A 22329-nucleotide genomic window follows, 5' to 3' on the forward strand; every position below is an offset into this window, starting at 1 on the left:
TTATGAAATAAGACACTCAAAATGAGTGTCTTATTTCATAATTAAATGGTTACTGTTTGCATGCTTCAACATCAATGCCGGAAGCGATTAATTTTTTTTCTCCGTCTTGTTCAATGATTTTTTGTAATTTAGACAAGAAAGAGTCAAAATCTGTATGTTTACCAACTTGGAAAGTCATTTTATGCTCAATTGGTAGCCAAGTATCAATATCAGCTTCGTTATGTTGAATTTTTACTTCAAGTTTATCGAGCGCGTTAGCAACTTTTGCTTCATACGTTTCTTTCGCTTCGAACTCCATCCATAAATCGTATAATTCTTCGCCAAGAGAACCTTCTAGTGTATGTTTAATATTTAAAATAGCCTTTTGCTCATTTTTTTGTTTTTGTAATTGTAATTCATGGCTATTCATTGTATCAAAGGCAGGAATATCACCAGCTTCTGCTTCAACAAGATCGTGAATTATGACCATTTTAAGTAATTTTTCTATGTTTACTTTTTGATCCAAATAAGGCTCAACTAAGATAGCCATTAAGGACATACGCCACGTATGTTCAGCAACACTTTCTTGACGTCCGTTAGAAAGCCAACTATGTCGCATTTCATATTTTAGTTTTTCTGCTAATGCAATGACTTGCAAAATGTTATGTTCCATCGTGATCCTCCTCATATTTCCATACTATAATTCTAATATGGAAATGAAATGTGTCAATTTTATGAGTATATTGCGATAAATAGATGATAAGCGTATAATGAATGTTATATGTGAAAACGCATTATTAAAATAAAAAAATGTTTTATAAAAATGAAAAGGAAGGGCAGGAATATGGGAGACGAAAATCAAGTATTAGTTAGGCCACAAAGGAAAAAGAGAAAGTTTGATATTTCTAGCCCATTTGGCATTGTAATAGGTTTCGTCATTGTAATTGCGGCGATCATGCTTGGCGGTGGTGGAATAAAAGCTTTTAACAATTTCTTAGATGTTCCATCTATTTTAATTGTTATAGGGGGAACAACAGCGACAATTATTGTGGCATATAGATTTGGAGAAATAAAAAAATATACGAAAAGTATTTTTACTGTTTTACATAGAAGAGAGGAAAATCTAGAACAGTTAACGGATTTGTTCGTTGATTTTTCAAAGAAGTCTAAAAAACATGGTTTACTCTCGTTAGAAGTTGATGGAGAGCAAGTAGACAACCCTTTTATTCAAAAGGGAATTCGTTTAATGTTAAGCGGCTATGATGAAGCGGAATTAAAAGAAGTGTTAATGAAAGATGTTGAAACAGAAGTGTATGAGTTAAGAAAAGGAGCGACATTATTAGATAAGATTGGTGATTTCGCTCCAGCATGGGGCATGATAGGAACGTTAATCGGTCTTATTATTATGTTACAAAACCTACAAGATACTTCACAAATTGGTACAGGGATGGCTGTTGCGATGTTGACGACATTGTATGGATCCGTGATTGCAAATATGATTGCAATACCGTTATCTGAAAAAGTGTATCGCGGTATTGAAGATTTGTATACAGAGAAGAAGTTTGTAATTGAAGCAATTTCAGAGCTGTACCGAGGACAAATTCCTTCTAAGTTAAAGTTGAAACTTAGTACATACGTATATGAAACGAAGATAAAAAAAGAAAAACGAGCAGCCTAGTAGTTTGAGGAGTGGTATGATGAGCAAGCGACCGCAAAGAGGATCGCCTCGTTGGATGACGACTTTTACTGATTTAACGATGTTATTGCTAACTTTCTTTGTATTACTAGTTGCGACTTCAAAGCAAGATACAGTAAAATTATCAAAGATGCTTGAAAAGTTCAGTGACGCGGAGCAAGTAGGTGCAAAAGTAACGGAAAATACAATACCAGATATTTCACATGAAAAAAATGATGAAAAAGCAGTTTCAAAAAAGCGCATGGATGAATTGTATAAAAAGTTAAAAGCATATGTGGATAATAATGGTGTTAGTCAAGTGAATGTATATCGAGAAGATACAGGTGTTAGCATCGTTATAGTAGACAATTTAATATTCGATACAGGTGATGCGAATGTTAAGCCGGAAGCGAAAGAAGTAATTAGTCAATTAGTAGGGTTCTTCCAATCAGTACCAAATCCAATTGTTGTAGAAGGACATACAGATAGCAGACCGATTCATAATGAGAAATTCCCTTCCAATTGGGAATTATCTTCAGCGCGTGCAGCTAATATGATTCATCATTTAATTGAAGTGTATAATGTGGATGATAAAAGGTTAGCAGCGGTAGGATATGCAGACACAAAACCAGTAGCACCAAATGATTCACCACAAAATTGGGAGAAGAACCGTCGCGTTGTAATATATATTAAGGAATAATATATTTCTATTTTAGTAATAAAATAATAAAAATACAGAAATTCTTTTAAAAAAATATTAAATTTTATCGTTTTATTTTGTATAATGAGTGAGAATGATAAGGTGAAATATTAAGATATTTTTATACATAGTAAGGAGAGAACCGAAAAGAATGGCACATAAAATTTTAGTTGTAGATGATGCGATGTTCATGCGAACAATGATTAAAAACTTGTTAAAAAGTAATTCTGAATTTGAAGTTATCGGTGAAGCAGAGAATGGGGTAGAAGCGATTCAAAAGTATAAAGAGCTTCAACCTGATATTGTAACACTAGATATTACGATGCCTGAAATGGACGGACTTGAAGCATTAAAAGAAATTATGAAAATTGATTCGAGTGCAAAGGTTGTCATTTGTTCCGCAATGGGACAACAAGGTATGGTGTTAGATGCAATTAAAGGCGGGGCAAAAGACTTTATTGTAAAGCCATTCCAAGCGGATCGTGTTATTGAAGCTTTAACAAAAGTAGCAAACAGCTAATATAAGGGGTGCCACAAGGAATCAAAACAATGATAGTAGATAGATATGTGGCCCCCTTTTTTCTCGTTTTAAAACACTAAATTGTTATACATAAATGAAAGGTTTGTTAGACAGGTAGGGGATTAAAATGCAAACAGATCTATTAAATATATTTTTTGAAGAAGCAGAAGAACATTTACAGTCGCTAAATGAAAATGTGCTAAATTTAGAACGGAATCCTGCCGATATGGGTGTTGTAGGAGAAATATTCCGCTCAGCTCATACATTTAAAGGTATGTCTGCGAGTATGGAATTTACAGAAATGGCGGATTTAACGCATAAGATGGAAAGTGTTTTAGACGAAATCCGTCATGGAAATATGATGGTGAATGCTAATATTATTGATGTTATTTTTGAATGCATTGATAATTTAGAAAAGATGGTTGCAGATGTGCAGCAAGGCGGAATGGGTAATATAGATGTTGTATCAACGAAATTTAAATTAGAAGCATTATTGAACGGCAATGTAGAAGCTTCTATGGAAAATGCAGAGCAAAGTAATATAAATAATGATGATACAGTTTCGCATGAAGTATATATAACTGTTGAACAACAAGCTATTTTAAAAGCAGTACGTGCCATTATGTGTATTGAAGCATTACAAAATTTAGGCAATATACAAAAAACGGTTCCAAGCATTGAAGAAATTGAAGCGGATGCTTTTGGATTTGAGTTTACAGTATATATGAATACCGATCATAGTGTTGAAGAATTGAAACGAGTAGTGCTTCATGTTTCTGAAATTGAGAAAGTAGAAGTGAAGCAAGGTAGTCATAAAGTACAAGAAGGCGTACAGGTGGAAGAAACGATTCAACAGGTTGAAACGAGACAGCTGGAGTCATCTTTAGAACTGCCAATTCAACCGGTGAGCAATACGTCAACTAAACGTACTACAAAAACGAAAAATGCTAAAGTGGAGAATCGTTCTATTCGTGTTCAGTTAGAAAAAATCGAAACATTAATGAATATGTTTGAAGAAAGTGTAATTGAGCGTGGACGAATTGATGAATTAGCAGAAACGATTCAAAATAAGGAGTTAATCGAGCATTTAAATCGATTAGGGGATATTTCAAAAGATATTCAAAATGTACTATTAAATATGCGTATGGTACCAATTGAAACAGTTTTCAATCGTTTCCCGCGTATGGTACGCATGTTAGCGAAAGATTTAGGGAAAAAAATCGATTTACAAATTACAGGTGAAGATACTGAAGTTGATAAAATAGTTATTGATGAAATTGGTGATCCACTCGTTCATTTAATTCGTAATGCAATTGATCATGGGATTGAGACTGTTGAAAAACGCCGTGATGCCGGCAAAAATGAAACAGGTACTATTAAATTAGAAGCGTTCCATAGCGGAAATCATGTCGTAATTCAAATTACTGATGATGGAAACGGTATTTATAAAGAGAAAGTATTAGAAAAAGCGATTAAAAATGGTGTTATAACAGAAACAGAGGCAAATAAATTAACGGATCGTGAAGTGTATGATCTTATTTTCCAACCAGGATTTAGTACAGCTGAAGTTGTGTCTGACCTTTCTGGACGTGGTGTTGGATTAGATGTTGTTAAACATACGATTCATAGTTTAGGTGGGCATTTAATTATTGATTCTGGGGAAGGAAAAGGAAGTACATTCAGAATTGAACTTCCGTTAACATTGTCTATTATTCAATCAATGCTTGTTCAAACAAACGATACGCGTTATGCATTGCCTCTCGGTAATATAGTCGAAGCGATTCGAATTCAAAAGGAAGATATTCAATCGTTACAAGGAAAAGACGTTTTAAATTATCGCAATCAAATTATTGAAGTAAAACATTTAAACACTGTATTTGGTGAAAAAACAGTAGATGATGCGTTTGCATCATATGATAGTCAAATGGTTCCTGTATTAATTGTTCGTAATTCACATCGTAGCTATGGACTTATTGTCAACACAATTATCGGTCAAAGAGAAATAGTCTTAAAGTCATTAGGCGACTTCTTTGCAGAGAGCTCTAACTATTTCTCTGGTGCGACAATTCTCGGTGATGGACGAGTGGTCCTCATTTTAAACCCAGAAGGTTTATAATAGGAATGAAGGAAGCTCCCCACTTGTATACAATTGGGGAGCTTTTTGGTTAGAACTATTCATTGAGTGTGTAACAATAGTCGTTTACAAATATTGTGGGAATAATACGTTTGATAAATATAACGAGTGTAATAGAAAGTTTATATCGTTGAAAGAAAAACAGAAATGAGGAGGCAGGGAAAATGCCTGAGCAACACACAAAAGGGGATACGAGCACGATTGTGCTAGAAAAAGAAAATGAGCATTTAACGCCTCAAGAATGCGATATTCTTGGCGAGATTGCAAATATATCATTTGGTTCAGCTTCGACTGTATTATCAACAATCTTAAATAGGCAAGTAAGTATTACTGCTCCTCATATTGAATTGGTGGATTTATATGATACAAGTGATGTTGAAATTCCGCATGTTGTATTAAATATCCATTTCACAAAAGGATTAGATATGGAAAATCTACTTGTCTTAAAGCAAGACGTCGCTTTATCTATTGCGGATTTAATGATGATGGGAACAGGGGTAGTTGAAGAAGGAAAAGAGCTCAGTGAATTGGAGCTAAGTGCAGTACAAGAAGCGATGAATCAAATGATGGGTTTCGCAGCAACGTCTATGTCGGAATTCTTCCAGGATACGGTGGATATGTCCCCACCTACAATTAAAATTGTGAAACTTAAGGAAGAGATGGAGAAAATCTCTAGTATTAATGGAAGTAATGTAATTGTTAAAGTATCGTTTGAATTAAAAATAGATAATCTTATAGACTCTAAACTTGTACAAATTGTTTCAGTTGAACATGCGAAACAAATGATAAATAAATTATTACAATTATCTGGTGGTGTGGAAGAAGGAATAGAAGAGCAGACGGAAGTGGTGGAAACTGAGGTTGTAGAAGAACACGTTGAGACAGAGCAGTTAACACAAGAAGAGAAAGATGTACTTGGTGAAATTGCGAATATTTCAATTGGTTCGGCTTCAACCGTACTATCGATGCTTTTAAATCAACCTGTTTCTATTAGTACACCAAATGTAGAGGCAATTAATGTTCGTCATTATGACGGAGTGCCAGTCCCATTTGTTATATTAAATGTCGATTTTGTTGAAGGATTAAAGAATGAGAACGTATTCGTATTTACGAAAGATGTTGCTTTAACAATGGTAGATTTAATGATGATGGGAACGGGTGAGATCGATCCGGATAAAGAACTAAGTGAATTAGAGTTAAGCGGTATTAAAGAAATCATGAACCAAATGATGGGGCATGCTGCAACAGCAATGTCAGAAATATTTAAAGAAAAAATGGATATGACACCACCAGATGTTAAATTTGTTTCGTTAAAAGAAGAAATGGAATATTTGGGAGAAGCGATGGAAGTGGACGAGCTCGTTCAAATTACGTTTAACATTGAAATTGGTGACCTTCTTCAGTCAAAGATGTATCAAATACTACCAATATCAGAAGCAAAAGAAATGGTTAGACGACTTCTTTATCCGATGATGGAAGAGCAAGAAGTAATAGTTGAAGAAGTTATTGAAGAGGAAGAAATTCCTGCACCAGTCATACAGCCGATTGAATATCAAGAAGTTAAACAGGTAGAGCCAGTGTATATGGATGCATCTATTCTACAAAATGTAGAAATGAATGTTAAATTTGTATTTGGAAGTACAGTGAGGACAATTCAAGATATTTTAAGTTTACAAGAAAATGAAGCGGTCGTACTGGATGAAGATATTGATGAACCAATTCAAATTTATGTGAACGATGTATTGGTTGCTTATGGAGAGCTTGTAAATGTAGATGGATTTTTCGGAGTAAAAGTGACGAAATCGCTATAGGAGTTTGAACAAATAGATGAAAAACGTAAAGTTTTTTCTAGTGAGTTTGCTATTTTTACATATATGTACTTTCTTCCCGTTGCAAGGGCAAGCGGAAGAAATAAGTGTACAAGAGCAAAATGTAAGTGAAGTGAATGAGCAAGAAGAGCAAAAAGAGCAAAATATAAAAGATCGGGAACAGTCGGAACGAACGGAAATACCCCCGGTTGAAGATGAAAAAAAAGTAGTAGAGAATGAGCAGGAGAAAGAACAACGAGAAGAAAGAAAGATAGAAACAGAACGAGGAATTATTACAGTTAATAAGCAGGAATTACAGGTTGGCGAAGAATTGCGAATTGCTGTAGAGCCAAATGAAAAAAATACTCAAAGTGTAAAAGGTGTATTGCAATTACAAAAAAATGGTGAGCAGTACAGACAGGAAAGAGTATTATCTTTCGAGTATGAAGAAGAAACGAAACGATGGGTCGCTAATTACACAGTCGGAATATATGATTTGCAAGGTGATTGGAACCTTCAGCTCGTTGAAAGCTATAAAGAAGATGAGAAGGAAGAAGTAGTAGAGAATGAATTAAATATTCCGCTCATTCAAATTAATAACAAAATACCCACTATAGATAAAGAATTGCCGAAGTTAGAGAAGGTTACTATTGATGAGGCGAAAGAGAGCTTTATTGAACGGAAAAAGGGAGAATTTGTTTATATACGAGTAAAAGCGGTAGATATAGAATCAGTTGTTAATGAAGTGCGAGTTATATTAAAAGGAAAAGAAGAAGGTAACGATATTACTTTTTTATTAGACTATAATAAACACGACCTGGATTGGCAGAAAATAATTGAAATAACAGAAGCGTTACCTAGTGGTCCGCACCAACTTATTGTGGAAGTAACAGATGCGGCAGGTAACAAACTTGTGACAGAGAGTGAATATACCATTTCTATTATCGAACAAAAAGTGGAAGATAATGAAAAGATAGAAGAACATGAGAATCAAAATAAACTAGAAGATAAGAAAGAAGCTGAGAAGCAGAAAGATTCGAAAATGGAGACTCCGCTTCCGGAAGAAAAACTTCCAGTTGTTCAAATCCCAAAGCAAGACGAGAAAGCAAACTATTTTGTAAAAGAGCCGTTGAAAGAGAAAGAGGAAATCAACTACGTTATAAAAGAGCCATCGACAGACAATAAGGAAGTAAATAATGTGAAGGCTCCTAAAGAGAAAAAAAGTAAAAATGATGATCAAGTTGTTTCTAAAAAGAAAGAAAAAATAGAAGAACAACAAGAGAAGAAAGAAGAAAAAAGTGAACAGGGAGTACAAGCCTCTAATGTGTTTGCTATTATGTCAGGATTATTTGTACTGTTTTTAGTTTTAAAGAGTAATAAAGAGTGGGGCTAATAATTTGATAGTAGTGGAGGCGCTTAAGTGGAAATTAAACGTACTACAATTGAAAATAAGACGCTACACCCATTAAAACAGCCTGCAGCTATTTCAGAACATGAAATCCAGAAAGAACGAAAACGGAGTAATCTTGTGTTTACGGGGCAGTCCCAAATCATTTCGAAAAATAATGAAATAGGGATTTTACTTGCGAGTTTAGGTGATGGAAAGATTGTAAAAGAAATGCTTTCTAAGGAAATGGATACAGTGTTGCAGTTGTTTTCAAAGCTACATATGTTGTCCGAGGAAGGAAAGCAATCGGAAAAAATATATGAACAAATTGTTAGAAGTTTGCAGGGGCTTATTAAACAAGCGCATATAAAGGGAGTTCCGTTATTAGACGGAACGTATGATTTTGCTGAAGTGCAGCTTTCGTTTGGAAGAAAAGTGCATATTCCGTTACTTGATGTAAGTGCGCTCATTTCTAGAGTGGAACAAGATACATCAGAAGGAAATACGAATTTAATGATCACAGTTATTACAGCTTACATGACAAAATTGTCTAACGAAACAATTTTAATTAGCGGTACGGATCGTATTTCTAAAGAACGTGATGCAAGTGTGTGGAGAGCACTTGCAGAAATGAATATGGCTCAATTATCGCATGCGTTGAAACATACGATTCAAGAGCATAAATGGTCTGTTACAGCTCTATTTCTCTTTATATGGGTTATAGGTATTATATTGATTCGTATTATATAATAAAAAAAGGTCGTCATTTCAATTATGACGACCTTTTTCTATATTTTTTCGTAGAAGAATGTATCAAAACGCTGAAGGTTGTAGCGTTCGGGTGTTAAAATTTGTTCTGTGCTACCAACGAATAGTACGCCGCCTTTTCGTAAAGAACGACTAAATTTTTCATAGAGCTTTATTCTTGCTTCTTCTGTAAAGTAAATCATTACATTTCGACAAATGATTAAATCGTAGTTCGTATCAAATGTCTGCATTAATAAATCATGTTGTTTGAATGTAACTTGCTGTTTAATATTTTGATGCAATATATATGTATCATCTTCTTTTGTAAAATGACGTCGTTTTAAATCATTAGGTAATTCTTTCAAAGAGCGTTCTGTATATTGACCACGCTTCGCAGTTTCTAAAACATGAAAATCAAGATCTGTTGCTTGAATATCATAACGAAATGGAGCTAGATGCTTCGATAAGATTAAAGAAAGTGTATATGGTTCTTCACCGGCAGCGCAAGCAGCACTCCAAATTTTTAATTTACCGTTATTTTGTTCAAGTAGCTTTGGTAGAGCTTTTGTCTCTAACGTTTGCCAGCGTTCTTTATTTCTGAAAAACTCTGAAACGTTAATCGTAATGTAGTCAATAAAACTTAAAAATAATGTTTGATCGGTGCGTAAACTGTTTAAAAAGTTTGTATAATTGTCAAAACCTTTTCTTGAAATGAAAGCATCGATTCTTCTGCGCATTCTATCTTGCTTATAGGAAGCGATATCCATATTAAATAGCTGTTTAAAACTCGTAATAAAATGATCATAATTTTGTTCAGTTTTCATATTTACAATAGGCACAATAACGATATTGTGCCTCCCCCTTTACATCATACGAATTTTTTGTTCAAAGCTTTTTTTCATCTGCTTTTCATGTAAGCCTGGTAAATCATAAATAACGGCGTCAACTCCTGCTTCTTTTGCAATGTCAATAGGAATGACAGACGTATGTTTATCCCCATTATAAAAACAGAGAACTAAATCAGTATCTTCGACAATTTGCTTTACAAAAAACATATAATCTGATCGATAAATGGAGTCGGAAGGATGATCAAAAGCAATATATTCAGCTCCGTGTTTTTTTAAATAATCAACGACTTCTTGAAATTCGTCTGTTAATACATGTAACGGTTGTAGCGTATAAAGGCATAAATTTTGAGCGAGTCTTTCGTTTTCAATGAAAAAACGAAGAACTTCATTTTCAATAGCTTTATAGCATAATATGTAAATTTTATGTTTGTGAGCATAGTCAATTAAAAATTTTTTTATTTCTTCTTGATCTAATGCTGTTAATTGATTTGAACCACAAAGAAAAATATTCATAGATTTGTGCCACCTCATGCTAAATTGTAACATATCTTCTATAAAAAATAACTGCAAAATATGAGTGTTCAGAGTATAATTATAAATAACTGGATTTTACGATTAAGTTTTGAAAGAAATAAAAAAATAAATAGGTGATATATATGCTGCGTTCTATCTCGCATAATCCAATTTTATCGCATATACCGCCTGCTACTCAAATGCCGAAAGAAGCAAATGTCAGGACAGGACTTGCATTTTCGGATAATTTGCATGCAGATCCAAAAAAAGATAAATTGTTAGAACAAATGGAAGCGCTAGTTGATAACATTGGGGAAATTAAAGAGAAAATTGAATTAGAGTTAACGCTTGATAATGTTATGGAATACAAAAATACTGTGAAATCATTTTTGAATTTTTACGTTGATAACTTACTGCAATATAAAGACGTTATGTCTCGTCATCCGCGTTATGGATATTCGCAGAAAATGACAATTGTAAAACAAGCTGAAGTGGGATTAAATGAAATGGAAGATGTTATGAATTTAATTAATACGAAAACAGGGCATTTAGAAATGTTAAATCAAATTGGAGAAATTCATGGTTTAATTGTAAATTTAGTCTTGTAAAAGGGAAGGAAGCTATATGTACATACAATTATATGAAAAGCTTGTTATCATTCAAAAAGCATATGAAAATATTCAAACGCTTGGAGAACAAATATATGAGAATTTAAAACATAAAAATGTAAATGCAGTTCAAAAGCTGCAAGTGGAACAATTACAGTACATAGAAGGTGCAAAAGGATTATCTCGCTCTTTTGAGGAGATGGTTGTTCAGTTTTGTGAAGAAAAGAAAGTCGAACCATTGCGTATGCGTTCGCTATTTTCGTATTTTTCACCGGAAGAAATTGAAAAAATGGAAGAATTACAAAAAAGTTTAAATAAATTAGAAGAAAATGTAAAAATGATTCTTTTGAAAAATAAATATTACTTAAACGTACTATTAAAAACTACAGAGAGTATTGTAGATTCCGTTTCTGAATACAATTTGGAGAAAAACAATAATTCGCAAATCTTTATGAATGAACTATTGTAAAGGAGAAGTGAAGCATTATGAGGTTATCTGATTATAATACACCGCTATCTGGTATGCTAGCGGCCCAAATGGGATTACAAACGACGAAACAAAACTTATCTAACATTCATACACCTGGCTATGTACGTCAAGCCGTGAATTTAGGGTCTGTAGGAGCAAGTAACGGTCATACGCCAGAACAGAGAATTGGTTCAGGTGTACAAACATTAGGTGTTGACCGAATTACTGATGAAGTGAAAACGAAGCAATTTAATGATCAGTTGTCAGAGTTCTCTTACTACGCATATATGAATTCTACTTTATCACGAGTAGAGTCTATGGTAGGAACTACAGGAAAGAATTCATTATCTAGTTTAATGGATGGTTTTTTTAATGCTTTTCGTGAAGTTGCAAAAAATCCGGAACAATCGAACTACTACGATACATTAGTTGCTGAAACTGGAAAGTTCACAAGTCAAATAAATCGTCTTGCGAAAAACTTAGATACAGCGGAAGTACAGACGACAGAAGATATTGAAGCGCATGTCAATGAATTTAATCGTCTTGGTGCTAGTTTAGCAGAAGCGAATAAAAAAATTGGACAAGCAGGGACACAAGTACCTAATCAACTATTAGATGAACGTGATCGCATTATTACAGAGATGTCTAAATATGCCAATATAGAAGTGTCTTATGAATCTATGAATCCTAATATCACGAGTGTTAGAATGAATGGCGTTTTAACAGTAAATGGACAAGACACATATCCACTTCAATTAAATAAGGGGAACGAACCGATGACTGTTGCGATTTATGGATCGGATATTCCTTTAACAGGTGGAGCCATTCAATCAGCAATAGATACGAAAGGGAAGATTGCTAGTTATAAGAAAAATATTGAAGACTTAATGAGTTCTGTGAAAAATAAAGTGAATACAGTGATGGGAAAAGATTTCTTCGTTGGAGATCATGCGAAAGATATTCAGTTAAATCCTGAATTCGCAAAAGATGTTTCAAAAATGAAAATTTCTGCTGAAACAGCAAATAAACTGGCAGGAATTACAGATGGAGATTATAAAGAAGGTCTTTCTTATAAACAAGCGTTAGACCAATTTATAGTTGGTGTAGCTTCTGATAAAAGTGCAGTGAATGCTTATCAAAATATTCATAAAGACTTATTAGAAGGTATTCAGCAAGAAAAGATGAGTATAGAAGGCGTCAATATGGAAGAGGAAATGGTTAATTTAATGGCCTTTCAGAAATACTTCGTGGCAAACTCTAAGGCCATTACAACGATGAATGAAGTATTTGACAGTCTGTTTTCGATTATTAGATAAAACGTAATAAAAAAGAAAAAGCTTTTTTATGCTGGAAGAGAGGATCCAGCATAGTGTGGAAGCGGATAGAGCCTTTTAGTGGACCGAGCGATGTGAGACTAGAGATATGAAGTGGTTGTGGGATAGGTTAGGTTAGAGAACAGCCATGTCAAATAGAAACGAGGCCCCTTTTTTTTATGTGTAGAGAGAGGGTCCTGAGTTAGATAGAGGCGGTCAGTGCCTATTAGTGGACCAAGCGATGTGAGACCAGAGATATGAAGTGGTTGTAGGATAAGTTAGGTTAGAGAACAGCCATGTCAAATGAAAATGAAACGCCTCTTTCTTTTATGTGTAGAGAGAGGGTCCTGCAAAGGGTGGAAGCGGACAGAGCCTTTTAGTGGACCAAGCCGTGTAAGACCAGAGATATGAAATGATTGGATGGTAGGGAAGAAAATAGCCGTACAGTTGTGGTTGCTTCCCCGAGCCAAGTCAAATATAGATAAAGGAGAAGATGAGGGATGAGAGTATCTACATTTCAAAATGCAAACTGGGCAAAGAATCAGATGATGGATTTGAATGTGCAACAGCAATACCACCGAAATCAAGTAACTTCTGGGAAGAAAAACCTTCTTATGAGTGAAGATCCACTTGCAGCAAGTAAATCATTTGCGATTCAACATTCGTTAGCAAATATTGAACAAATGCAAAAAGATTTAGCGGATTCGAAAAATGTATTAACACAAACTGAAAATACTTTACAAGGTGTTTTTAAATCTTTAACAAGAGCGGATCAATTAACAGTGCAAGCGTTAAATGGAACAAATAGCGAAAAAGAATTGAAGGCAATCGGTGCAGAGATTGATCAAATTTTAAAACAAGTTGTATATTTAGCGAATACGAAAGAGCAAGGCCGTTATATTTTCGGTGGTGATAGTGCTGAGCAAGTTCCATTCACAGAAGATGGTACGTATCAAGGTGGAAAAAATGATGTGAACTGGCAACTAAATGATGGCTATGAATTAAAAGCATTTCGTAACGGAGAAGAATTATTATCACCGGTTATAAAAACGTTAAAACAGATGAGTGAAGCGCTGAATAACGGTGATCAAAAAGCTTTGCAACCACTATTAGGAGAAAGTAAGAAAAACTTAGATAGCATCATTAACCGTACAACTGAAGTTGGTTCAACTATGAATACAATGGAGACGTTTAAAACGATTTTAAGCGAGCAAAATTTAGCACTTCAAGAAAACCGTAAAGAAATTGAAGATGTCGATTTGGCGGTAGCAATTTCTGACCTAGCATATATCAATGCAACGTATGAAGCGACGCTTAAAGCGGTTAGTACGATGAGTAAAACAAGTATTTTAGACTACATGTAAACAATAAGGAGTGCGACAACATGGCAGGAACATTAACAGGTATTGGCGGTAGACAACAGATCTGGAACCTCGGAAATAATATGATCGATACATCTAACTTTGTAGAATTAGAAATGCAAGCGTTAGATATGAGAAAAACACCGTATGCTAATGAAAAGAACCAACTTTCACAAGATAAACTATTATACACAAGTTTAAAATCAGAATTTAGTTCTTTCACACAAACATTTAAAAACTTAGCGGCTTTTAAAGGGAATGAGAAAAAAGTTACAACAACACAAGACGGTTATATTAATGTAAAAGCTGATGGTGGAGCGATTGCAGGAACTTTTAATATGACGATTACACAGCTCGCACAGCGTCATCAAATAGCTTCTAATTCTATTGATAATATAAATGAGAAGCTTCCAAGAAATGAAACAATAAAACTAGGCGATAAAGAACTAAAAGTAACAACTGATATGACATATAAAGATTTAATTAATAAAATTAATGATGGAGATTATGGGGTATCAGCATATACACTTGGTAGTAAAATTTTTATGTCCTCTACGAAAGAAGGAGAGGCAAACGCTATTAAATTAGCAAGTACACCACCTAATGTACTTACTGAACTATTTTATTCAGAGGTGGAAATTAAAGGGACAGGCACAGATCAAGACAGTGAAACTAAGACGGAAATGAAATTAAATACTATTAATGAAGCGGAAAATGCTATATATAGTATTAACGGTATCGAGGACAAAAGTCCTACGAATACAATTGAAGCTCTTCCTGGCGTGAAAATTGAATTGTTAAAAGTAACGGAGCCAAAAGTAGACGAAAAACCAGGTGAAGAAAAACCAGCTGCAGGTACAACAACAGATTCAAAAGTAAAAGGTATTGATCTGAAGTTTACAGTAAGTGATTCAAATGTAACAGACGCATCAAACATTATTAAAAAAATGGTAGCTGATTATAATAAAGCTGTTTCTACAATAGATATTTTTGCTGGAAAAGGTGGAGCCTTCCAAGGTCAAGCCATTATGCAAAGTGTACGTCAAGCGATGAATAACGTCGTAACATTTTCTCAAGACGGTAATTATTTGTTTTCATTTGGAATTCAATTAAAGCAAGACGGGACGATGGAAGTTAATGATGAAAAATTAACACAAGCGCTAAAAGACAAGCCGGATGCAGCGAAGCAATTTTTCTTTGGTTCTAACGGTTTAGGGAAGAAGATGGAAGAGCCACTTGATAAACTATTTGGTGATAAAGGTGTAGTTGGAGAGCGAGTAAAAAACATCGATTCACGTGTAAGTGATTTAGATAAAAAGATTAAAGATATTGAAACACAAAATCTGCAAAAACAAGATGAAATTGTGAAGAAGTATCAAAAACTAGAAAGTACACTAGCGGAGCTTGATAGCCAATTGAAAACTATTAAAGCAATGACAAAACAAAAAAGTGATGATTAATGAAAGTTAAGGAAGTGATTGTATGCAAGCATGGCAACGCTATATGCAAAATGATATTATGACGAGTAATCCAATTAAAAATACAATTTTTATTTATGAAAGATGTATCGTTGAGTTTCGTAATTTAGAAGAGCTTTTAAATACTTTTAAACTACAAGAAGGAGATGCACTTCTTGAAAAATTAGAACGTATTTTTGAAGAGTTAAAGCTTCAATTAAATCCTGAGATTACTAAAGATTTATATGATAGCCTATTCGGTTTATACGATTGGATTAGCATTCAAATTCAGACGATGAAAGTAACACGTGAAGCAAAAGACATGGATGCGATTGTGCAAGTGTTACAAGATTTAATAGACGGTTACCGCGGAGCACTTGAAAATGAACAATGATATTTATCGAGCGTTTGTCGGCTGTTTTAATGAAATCGGTGAATTGCAAGTGTCTGATGAAGAATTTGCTGAGAAAAGTGCTATGTTAAATCGCTGGATGATGACTTTGGATGAAAAGACGCGAGCAGATGTTGCAGCGGAAGTGAGTCCATTAATAATAAAGGCAGCTCAACATATTCGAGATAAGCAAAAGATTTTGGAAGAAATGATTATGACAAATGATGGACGAATGAAAGCTAATTCGTTTTACGGTAAATATTAATTGTAAAGTATGGAAACGGATTTCTCCTTATTATAGGGGGAATCCATTCCGTTGTTTGAATAAAAGCGTTCCGCTGATTGAGGTTTCACTTTATGACTGTAATGAAAGAACGGAAATAATCTAAATAATAAAAAAATGAACTTTATTTTATTGTTCTTATATTGAAATGTTATATAGATTACTAAGTGAATACAGTTTTTTATATTCTTTTATATATTTTTGTATTTTTCTAAAGACAACAATGGGAAAATGGAATAAAATATGAAAGGGTATGTAATAGATAATATTTTAATAAATAAATACATATAAGGAAATGAATAATAAAGTGAAACTTCCATCAGTGGATGATCATGCCGTAAGCGAGCATGATGGAAAAAAGAAGGGTGTGGAATATGCCGGACTTAGTTAGTGATGTTAGTCATTATATGAATTATTTAGTAACGAAGCGAAATACTGTTTCTAGTAATATTGCAAATGCGAATACACCGGGGTTTAAAGCACAAGATGTAACATTTGCTGAACAAATGAATATGAATAATCCACTATTCAAAAAAAATGCTGCGGATTTAAAGAGTAATTCAGACTTATATCAAACGAATGAAATGCACTTACCGACAGCAAATGCGAAAAATACATATGCAAAGATTCAAACGAAATCAATGCAGACGAATAAAGATGGAAATAGCGTGGATGTAACGACAGAAATGCTAGATTTAATGAAAACAAACCAATTATATGGTATTTCAATTAATGCGATTAATACGCAATACGCAATTAACCAAGCAGCACGTGGACGTTAAGAGTAGAAGGGGAGACAACGATGTTCCAAGCAATTAATGCAAGTGGCTCAGCGCTAACTACAGCGAGAAAATGGATGGAAGTTACTTCTAACAATATCGTAAATGCGAATACGACGGGGGCGCCAGACGCAGAGCCGTATCAACGCCGAAGTGTGGTGCTAGAATCAAATAATAATTTTGCAAATATGCTAGAGGGAGCTCCTGCTAACGGAGTGAAAATAAAAAGTATTGAAACAGACCGAAACGAAAATCTAGTATATGATCCAACGCATCCACATGCAAATGAAGAAGGATATGTACGTTATCCGAACATCGATGTGACAGCTGAGATGACGAATGTAATGGTTGCTCAAAAAATGTATGAAGCAAATACAAGTGTATTAAATGCGAACAAAAAAATGCTCGATAAAGATTTAGAAATCGGCCGAGGATAAGAGGGAAGAGGGGAAATATGAAAATCCAACCAATGTTAAATACCCAGCCATTTGAAGCGATTCAACCAATTGGTGCACCGAAAACTTCACAAACATCTGTAGTTGAAGGTAAAAAGTTTATTGATTTATTGGAAGATATGAATCAAACACAAAATAATGCACAAACTGCGGTATATGATTTATTGACAAAAGGGGTAGGAGAAACACATGACGTTTTAATTCAGCAGAAGAAAGCTGAATCACAAATGAAAACGGCTGCTCTTGTACGAGATAATCTTATTGAGAATTATAAGTCACTAATTAATATGCAAATTTAGGAAAATGGACGGGTGTGTTTAAATGGAAAAGATAAAAAATGTTTTCCAATCGTTGAAAACGGGGCATAAGTTAGTAATTGGTGCTGCGCTCTTAGCGATTGTAACAGGAGCACTTTTATACTTCACCTTGCCAGATAAATATGTTGTTGTATATCAAAATTTAAACGATACAGATAAGCAAGAGATTACAGCAGAATTATCGAAGCTAGGTGTTGACTACCAATTAGCAGCCGATGGTTCGATTCGAGTGCAAAAGAACGATGCTCCATGGGTTCGAAAAGAAATGAATGGAATGGGCTTACCGTTTAATTCAAAAAGCGGTGAGGAAATTTTATTAGAAAGCTCGCTCGGTTCAAGTGAGCAAGATAAGAAAATGAAGCAGATTGTCGGTACGAAAAAGCAATTGGAGCAAGATATTGTACGAAACTTTGCGACAATTGAAACGGCAAATGTGCAAATTACATTACCTGAAAAAGAAACCATTTTTGATGAAGAAAAGGCAAAGGGAACAGCAGCAATTACTATTGGTGTGAAACGTGGACAACTATTAACAGCTGATCAAGTTGCGGGTATACAGCAAATGATTAGTGCAGCCGTTCCAGGTGTGAAAGCAGAAGAAGTAAGTGTTATTGATAGCAAAAAAGGTGTTATCTCAAAAGGAGCAGATGCAGCGCAATCTACTAGTTCCTCTTCTTATGAAAAAGAAGTTGAGATGCAACAACAAATTGAAGGTAAATTAAAGCAAGATATTGACGCGACGTTAATGACGATGTTTAAGCCAAATGAATATAAAGTGAATACGAAAGTGTCTGTAAATTATGATGAAGTTACACGTCAGTCAGAAAAATATGGTGATAAAGGTGTACTTCGCAGTAAACAAGAGCAAGAGGAAAGCTCTACTGCGCAAGAGGGAGCGGATGCGAAGCCAAGTGCTGGTATTACAGCGAATGGTGAAGTGCCAAACTACGGTACGAACAATAATCAAAATGGTAAAATCGTCTACGATAATAAAAATGGTAACAAAGTTGAAAACTATGAGATAGATAAAACGGTTGAAACGATTAAGAAACATCCGGAATTAACAAAAACAAATGTTGTTGTATGGGTGGATAATGATACGTTAGTAAAACGAAGAATTGATATGACAACGTTTAAAGAAGCAATTGGTACAGCTGCTGGACTTCAAGCTGATCCGAATGGAAACTTTATAAATGGTCAAGTTAACGTTGTAACTGTTCAGTTTGATCAACCGAAAGTAGAGAAAGAGAAAGAGCCAGAAAAAATCGGCATTAACTGGTGGTTATTCGGTGGAATTACAGGTGGATTGTTAGCGCTTGGTGGCCTATTATGGTTCTTCTTAGCAAGACGTAAGAAAAAGAAAGAAGAAGAGGAATATGATGAATACTTAGCAGAAGAGGAAGTTGCTGCAAGTAGTGAAAGTATTATGGAAATTCCTGAGGAAAAAATGGTGCCAGAGCCAAGACCAGAACCAGTAGAACCGACAGAACCTACATTAGATGACCAAGTGCAGGAAGCTACGAGAGAGCATGTAGAAGGTACTGCAAAAGTTATTAAAAAATGGCTAAACGGATAGTAAGGGAGGAAAAACAATGTTAGATGAAATCTCCTCCAAAGAAAAAGCTGCCATCCTCATTCGTACATTAGACGAAGAGGTGGCAGCAAAAGTCATTGAATATATGACGGCTGAGGAAAAAGAAGTGTTACTTCGTGAAATTGCGAAGTTTCGTATATATAAACCAGAAACGTTAGAAAATGTACTAGGGGAGTTTCTGTATGAACTAAATGTAAAAGAATTGAATTTAGTGACTCCAGATAAAGAATACATTCGTCGTATATTTAAAAATATGCCAGAAGACGAATTGGAAAAATTATTGGAAGACCTTTGGTACAACAAAGATAATCCATTTGAATTCTTAAATTCACTTACAGATTTAGAACCACTTCTTACAGTGCTTAATGATGAATCGCCACAAACGATAGCAATTATTGCTTCTTATATTAAGCCTCAACTTGCTTCTCAATTAATTGAGAGGTTACCAGATCATAAACGTGTAGAAACGGTAATGGGCATTGCGAAGCTAGAGCAAGTAGATGGTGAATTAATTAATCAAATTGGTGAGTTATTAAAAGCAAAATTAAATAATATGGCATTTAGTGCTATTAATAAAACAGATGGATTGAAAACGATTGTGAACATTTTAAATAACGTTTCACGAGGCGTTGAAAAAACAGTCTTTCAAAAGCTCGATGAAGTCGATTATGAGTTATCTGAGAAAATTAAAGAAAATATGTTTGTCTTTGAAGACTTACTCGGTCTTGAAGATCTTGCACTTCGCCGCGTATTAGAGGAAATTACAGATAACGGTGTTATTGCGAAAGCAATTAAAATTGCAAAAGAAGAAATTAAAGAGAAATTATTTACATGTATGTCTTCAAACCGTAAAGAGATGATTCTAGAAGAGTTAGATGGCTTAGGACCGCTTAAGATGACGGATGCTGAAAAAGCGCAGCAAACGATTACAGGTACAGTGAAAAAACTAGAAAAAGAAGGAAGAATTATCGTTCAAAGAGGTGAAGATGATGTCCTTATTTAAAAACAGAATTCCGAAGAATTCTGTTTCTTTTTCTGAAGAAACGTATGAATTACAGTTTCCAAAACCAATACCAGTTCACGCTGAAGGAAAAATACAAGTAGATCATGCAGAACTTCTTGCGCAGCAAGATGCATTACATATGGAAATGAATCAGCTAAGGCAGCATCAGCAAACGTTAGAACGAGAGCATCAGCAGTTGTTGCAGGCTAAAGAAGAGTTTCAAATGCATATTCATGAACAAATGGAACAGATGGAAGCAACGCGTTTACAGTTTCAAAAAGAGCAACAAGAAACAGCATATGAATGGACTGAGTTATTATGGAATCAATCTTTTCAATTAGCAGAAAAAATTGTGAATCAAGCGGTAGATTCACGATTATTAGATGTTCTGCCAATATTAACAGGTATCGTCCAAACATTGCCTACTTCATTTGAAAAGTTAATTATAACGGTTCATCCAGAAACATTTGAGCGTATACAAGAAGAGAAAGAAAATACGAAAGAGTATTGGTTACTACAATTAGTAGAATGGAAGTATGATTTTTCTTTACAGTTTGGCGAATTTGTTTTGGAAGAAGAGAAAGAGTTCTTTGAATTTAAATTTGCACCTATATTTGCGAAACTTCGTCATAAATGGGAAGAAGAAAAGTTGTTTGAGGAGCAAAATGTATGAACAACAAGCTCATGAACGAACATAATAAATGGAATACGTTTATTGAAACGCCGTTTTATACGAAAGCTGGCAAAGTTCATAGTGTACAAGAGCAGTTTTTTGTAGCGAAAGGTCCGAAAGCGAAGATTGGAGATGTTTGTCTCGTTGGAGAACATAGCGTCTTATGTGAAGTTATTGCAATTGAAAAAGAAAACAATATGTTACTCCCATTTGAACAGACAGAAAAGGTGTGTTATGGAGATTCAGTTACATTAATTGCAGAAGATGTCGTTGTGCCCCGTGGTAATCATTTGCTTGGAAAAGTGTTAAGTGCAAATGGCAAAGTATTAAACGAAGAGGCTGAAAATATTCCAGTGCAAAAAATAAAATTAGATGCACCGCCGATTCATGCATTTGAGCGTGAAGAAATTACAGATGTATTTGAAACGGGAATTAAATCGATTGATTCCATGTTAACGATTGGGATCGGTCAAAAGATTGGTATTTTCGCAGGATCGGGTGTTGGGAAATCTACATTACTTGGAATGATTGCGAAAAACGCAAAAGCTGATATTAACGTTATTAGTTTAGTAGGTGAGCGTGGCCGGGAAGTAAAAGACTTTATTCGAAAAGAATTAGGTGAAGAAGGTATGAAAAAAAGCGTCGTTGTTGTAGCGACGTCAGATGAAAGTCACCTTATGCAACTTCGTGCGGCAAAACTTGCAACGTCTATTGCTGAATATTTCCGTGATCAAGGAAATAATGTATTACTTATGATGGATTCAGTTACTCGTTTTGCCGACGCTCGCCGAAGTGTTGACATTGCAGTCAAAGAATTACCAATCGGTGGTAAAACACTCTTAATGGAAAGTTATATGAAAAAGTTATTAGAGCGATCCGGAAAAACACAAAAAGGGGCAATAACAGGTATTTATACAGTGTTAGTTGATGGTGACGATTTAAATGGTCCTGTACCAGATTTAGCTCGTGGTATTTTAGATGGACATATTGTATTAAAACGTGAGCTCGCAACTCTTAGTCATTACCCTGCCATTTCTGTACTAGATTCGGTAAGTAGGATTATGGAAGAAATCGTATCGCCGAATCATTGGCAACTTGCAAATGAAATGAGAAAAATTTTATCTATTTATAAAGAAAATGAATTGTATTTTAAACTAGGAACAATTCAAGAAAATGAAGAAAATGCTTATATTTTTGAATGTAAAAATAAAGTAGAAGCTATAAATATGTTTTTAAAACAAGGTAGAACGGATAGTTTTCATTTTGAAGATGTTGTCCAAGCGATGCACCATATTGTATAAGATCTCGCCCTTTG

At 34.5% G+C, this 22329-nt stretch carries 24 protein-coding genes; 21 read left to right on the forward strand and 3 right to left on the reverse strand.

From position 1 onward, the window contains the following. Positions 1-49: 49 nt before the first annotated feature. Positions 50-652: an HD domain-containing protein gene (locus V7038_RS19690; RefSeq protein ID WP_070146375.1), complete on the reverse strand. Its 603-nt coding sequence runs from the start codon at positions 650-652 to the stop codon at positions 50-52. Between the two features lie 171 nt (positions 653-823). Here V7038_RS19690 and V7038_RS19695 point away from each other — a divergent pair, with 171 nt between their 5' ends. The 7 genes from V7038_RS19695 (at position 824) to V7038_RS19725 (ending at position 8953) form a co-directional block, all read left to right on the forward strand. Further along, on the forward strand, positions 824-1657 hold the full coding sequence (locus tag V7038_RS19695; protein WP_070139041.1) for a flagellar motor protein MotP: 834 nt from the start codon (positions 824-826) through the stop codon (positions 1655-1657). A gap of 19 nt (positions 1658-1676) precedes the next feature. Then, entirely contained in the window at positions 1677-2354 is a 678-nt protein-coding gene (locus V7038_RS19700; RefSeq protein WP_002201065.1) for an OmpA family protein, read from the forward strand. A gap of 151 nt (positions 2355-2505) precedes the next feature. Then, positions 2506-2874: a response regulator gene (locus V7038_RS19705; RefSeq protein WP_000940577.1), complete on the forward strand. Its 369-nt coding sequence runs from the start codon at positions 2506-2508 to the stop codon at positions 2872-2874. A 127-nt stretch (positions 2875-3001) separates the two neighbouring features. Further along, a complete protein-coding gene (locus tag V7038_RS19710) occupies positions 3002-4990 on the forward strand; it encodes a chemotaxis protein CheA (protein ID WP_070139042.1) in 1989 nt (662 codons plus the stop codon). A gap of 182 nt (positions 4991-5172) precedes the next feature. Further along, complete coding sequence (locus V7038_RS19715) at positions 5173-6819, forward strand: flagellar motor switch protein (RefSeq protein ID WP_002201063.1); 1647 nt, start codon at positions 5173-5175, stop codon at positions 6817-6819. A 16-nt stretch (positions 6820-6835) separates the two neighbouring features. Further along, on the forward strand, positions 6836-8209 hold the full coding sequence (locus tag V7038_RS19720; protein ID WP_335695526.1) for a transglycosylase: 1374 nt from the start codon (positions 6836-6838) through the stop codon (positions 8207-8209). 27 nt (positions 8210-8236) lie between these two features. Continuing rightward, the gene (locus V7038_RS19725; RefSeq protein WP_070139044.1) at positions 8237-8953 is read left to right on the forward strand and encodes a hypothetical protein; all 717 of its coding nucleotides are present in this window, start codon (positions 8237-8239) and stop codon (positions 8951-8953) included. Positions 8954-8991: 38 nt separating this feature from the next. On the opposite strand, the gene V7038_RS19730 is transcribed toward V7038_RS19725, so the two are convergent. Both V7038_RS19730 and V7038_RS19735 read right to left on the reverse strand, forming a co-directional pair. After that, positions 8992-9774 (reverse strand): CheR family methyltransferase, encoded by a 783-nt coding sequence (locus V7038_RS19730; protein ID WP_335695527.1) that lies wholly within the window; start codon positions 9772-9774, stop codon positions 8992-8994. A 39-nt stretch (positions 9775-9813) separates the two neighbouring features. Next, entirely contained in the window at positions 9814-10311 is a 498-nt protein-coding gene (locus V7038_RS19735; RefSeq protein ID WP_002201059.1) for a flagellar motor switch protein FliG, read from the reverse strand. 143 nt (positions 10312-10454) lie between these two features. Between V7038_RS19735 and V7038_RS19740 the strand changes: the two genes are divergently transcribed. From V7038_RS19740 to fliI, 14 genes are all read left to right on the forward strand, one after another. Next, entirely contained in the window at positions 10455-10919 is a 465-nt protein-coding gene (locus V7038_RS19740; protein ID WP_002149161.1) for a YaaR family protein, read from the forward strand. 16 nt (positions 10920-10935) lie between these two features. Next, positions 10936-11388, forward strand: coding sequence for a hypothetical protein (locus V7038_RS19745; RefSeq protein ID WP_335695528.1), 453 nt, complete (start codon positions 10936-10938; stop codon positions 11386-11388). 17 nt (positions 11389-11405) lie between these two features. Further along, the gene (gene flgK / locus V7038_RS19750) at positions 11406-12704 is read left to right on the forward strand and encodes a flagellar hook-associated protein FlgK (RefSeq protein ID WP_335695529.1); all 1299 of its coding nucleotides are present in this window, start codon (positions 11406-11408) and stop codon (positions 12702-12704) included. A 497-nt stretch (positions 12705-13201) separates the two neighbouring features. Continuing rightward, positions 13202-14065, forward strand: coding sequence for a flagellar hook-associated protein 3 (locus tag V7038_RS19755; RefSeq protein WP_335695530.1), 864 nt, complete (start codon positions 13202-13204; stop codon positions 14063-14065). Between the two features lie 20 nt (positions 14066-14085). After that, on the forward strand, positions 14086-15522 hold the full coding sequence (locus V7038_RS19760) for a flagellar hook-associated protein 2 (protein ID WP_335695531.1): 1437 nt from the start codon (positions 14086-14088) through the stop codon (positions 15520-15522). 22 nt (positions 15523-15544) lie between these two features. Next, complete coding sequence (fliS, locus tag V7038_RS19765) at positions 15545-15913, forward strand: flagellar export chaperone FliS (protein ID WP_002012050.1); 369 nt, start codon at positions 15545-15547, stop codon at positions 15911-15913. Then, the gene (locus tag V7038_RS19770; RefSeq protein ID WP_002201054.1) at positions 15903-16175 is read left to right on the forward strand and encodes a hypothetical protein; all 273 of its coding nucleotides are present in this window, start codon (positions 15903-15905) and stop codon (positions 16173-16175) included. The genes fliS and V7038_RS19770 overlap by 11 nt, the downstream gene beginning before the upstream one ends. A gap of 392 nt (positions 16176-16567) precedes the next feature. Then, positions 16568-16975, forward strand: a complete 408-nt coding sequence (gene flgB / locus V7038_RS19775) for a flagellar basal body rod protein FlgB (protein WP_002201053.1) — start codon at positions 16568-16570, stop codon at positions 16973-16975. A gap of 20 nt (positions 16976-16995) precedes the next feature. Then, positions 16996-17409, forward strand: a complete 414-nt coding sequence (flgC, locus tag V7038_RS19780; protein ID WP_335695532.1) for a flagellar basal body rod protein FlgC — start codon at positions 16996-16998, stop codon at positions 17407-17409. 17 nt (positions 17410-17426) lie between these two features. Further along, on the forward strand, positions 17427-17726 hold the full coding sequence (fliE, locus tag V7038_RS19785) for a flagellar hook-basal body complex protein FliE (RefSeq protein ID WP_002201051.1): 300 nt from the start codon (positions 17427-17429) through the stop codon (positions 17724-17726). A 22-nt stretch (positions 17727-17748) separates the two neighbouring features. After that, the gene (fliF, locus tag V7038_RS19790) at positions 17749-19320 is read left to right on the forward strand and encodes a flagellar basal-body MS-ring/collar protein FliF (protein ID WP_335695533.1); all 1572 of its coding nucleotides are present in this window, start codon (positions 17749-17751) and stop codon (positions 19318-19320) included. Between the two features lie 16 nt (positions 19321-19336). Next, on the forward strand, positions 19337-20341 hold the full coding sequence (locus V7038_RS19795; RefSeq protein WP_078180524.1) for a flagellar motor switch protein FliG: 1005 nt from the start codon (positions 19337-19339) through the stop codon (positions 20339-20341). Continuing rightward, complete coding sequence (locus V7038_RS19800) at positions 20328-21014, forward strand: FliH/SctL family protein (RefSeq protein WP_335695534.1); 687 nt, start codon at positions 20328-20330, stop codon at positions 21012-21014. The genes V7038_RS19795 and V7038_RS19800 overlap by 14 nt, the downstream gene beginning before the upstream one ends. Then, positions 21011-22315, forward strand: coding sequence for a flagellar protein export ATPase FliI (gene fliI / locus V7038_RS19805; RefSeq protein WP_335695535.1), 1305 nt, complete (start codon positions 21011-21013; stop codon positions 22313-22315). The genes V7038_RS19800 and fliI overlap by 4 nt, the downstream gene beginning before the upstream one ends. Positions 22316-22329 lie beyond the last annotated feature (14 nt).

This window comes from Bacillus sp. JJ783 (assembly GCF_036963225.1).
GTDB lineage: Bacteria > Bacillota > Bacilli > Bacillales > Bacillaceae_G > Bacillus_A > Bacillus_A cereus_U.

Bases quoted from the DNA above. Each gene is read 5' to 3' on its own strand.
- V7038_RS19690 (WP_070146375.1), bottom strand. From the start codon at position 652: ATGGAACATAACATTTTGCAAGTCATTGCATTAGCAGAAAAACTAAAA.
- V7038_RS19695 (WP_070139041.1), top strand. From the start codon at position 824: ATGGGAGACGAAAATCAAGTATTAGTTAGGCCACAAAGGAAAAAGAGA.
- V7038_RS19700 (WP_002201065.1), top strand. From the start codon at position 1,677: ATGAGCAAGCGACCGCAAAGAGGATCGCCTCGTTGGATGACGACTTTT.
- V7038_RS19705 (WP_000940577.1), top strand. From the start codon at position 2,506: ATGGCACATAAAATTTTAGTTGTAGATGATGCGATGTTCATGCGAACA.
- V7038_RS19710 (WP_070139042.1), top strand. From the start codon at position 3,002: ATGCAAACAGATCTATTAAATATATTTTTTGAAGAAGCAGAAGAACAT.
- V7038_RS19715 (WP_002201063.1), top strand. From the start codon at position 5,173: ATGCCTGAGCAACACACAAAAGGGGATACGAGCACGATTGTGCTAGAA.
- V7038_RS19720 (WP_335695526.1), top strand. From the start codon at position 6,836: ATGAAAAACGTAAAGTTTTTTCTAGTGAGTTTGCTATTTTTACATATA.
- V7038_RS19730 (WP_335695527.1), bottom strand. From the start codon at position 9,774: ATGAAAACTGAACAAAATTATGATCATTTTATTACGAGTTTTAAACAG.
- V7038_RS19735 (WP_002201059.1), bottom strand. From the start codon at position 10,311: ATGAATATTTTTCTTTGTGGTTCAAATCAATTAACAGCATTAGATCAA.
- V7038_RS19740 (WP_002149161.1), top strand. From the start codon at position 10,455: ATGCTGCGTTCTATCTCGCATAATCCAATTTTATCGCATATACCGCCT.
- V7038_RS19745 (WP_335695528.1), top strand. From the start codon at position 10,936: ATGTACATACAATTATATGAAAAGCTTGTTATCATTCAAAAAGCATAT.
- flgK (WP_335695529.1), top strand. From the start codon at position 11,406: ATGAGGTTATCTGATTATAATACACCGCTATCTGGTATGCTAGCGGCC.
- V7038_RS19755 (WP_335695530.1), top strand. From the start codon at position 13,202: ATGAGAGTATCTACATTTCAAAATGCAAACTGGGCAAAGAATCAGATG.
- V7038_RS19760 (WP_335695531.1), top strand. From the start codon at position 14,086: ATGGCAGGAACATTAACAGGTATTGGCGGTAGACAACAGATCTGGAAC.
- fliS (WP_002012050.1), top strand. From the start codon at position 15,545: ATGCAAGCATGGCAACGCTATATGCAAAATGATATTATGACGAGTAAT.
- V7038_RS19770 (WP_002201054.1), top strand. From the start codon at position 15,903: ATGAACAATGATATTTATCGAGCGTTTGTCGGCTGTTTTAATGAAATC.
- flgB (WP_002201053.1), top strand. From the start codon at position 16,568: ATGCCGGACTTAGTTAGTGATGTTAGTCATTATATGAATTATTTAGTA.
- flgC (WP_335695532.1), top strand. From the start codon at position 16,996: ATGTTCCAAGCAATTAATGCAAGTGGCTCAGCGCTAACTACAGCGAGA.
- fliE (WP_002201051.1), top strand. From the start codon at position 17,427: ATGAAAATCCAACCAATGTTAAATACCCAGCCATTTGAAGCGATTCAA.
- fliF (WP_335695533.1), top strand. From the start codon at position 17,749: ATGGAAAAGATAAAAAATGTTTTCCAATCGTTGAAAACGGGGCATAAG.
- V7038_RS19795 (WP_078180524.1), top strand. From the start codon at position 19,337: ATGTTAGATGAAATCTCCTCCAAAGAAAAAGCTGCCATCCTCATTCGT.
- V7038_RS19800 (WP_335695534.1), top strand. From the start codon at position 20,328: ATGTCCTTATTTAAAAACAGAATTCCGAAGAATTCTGTTTCTTTTTCT.
- fliI (WP_335695535.1), top strand. From the start codon at position 21,011: ATGAACAACAAGCTCATGAACGAACATAATAAATGGAATACGTTTATT.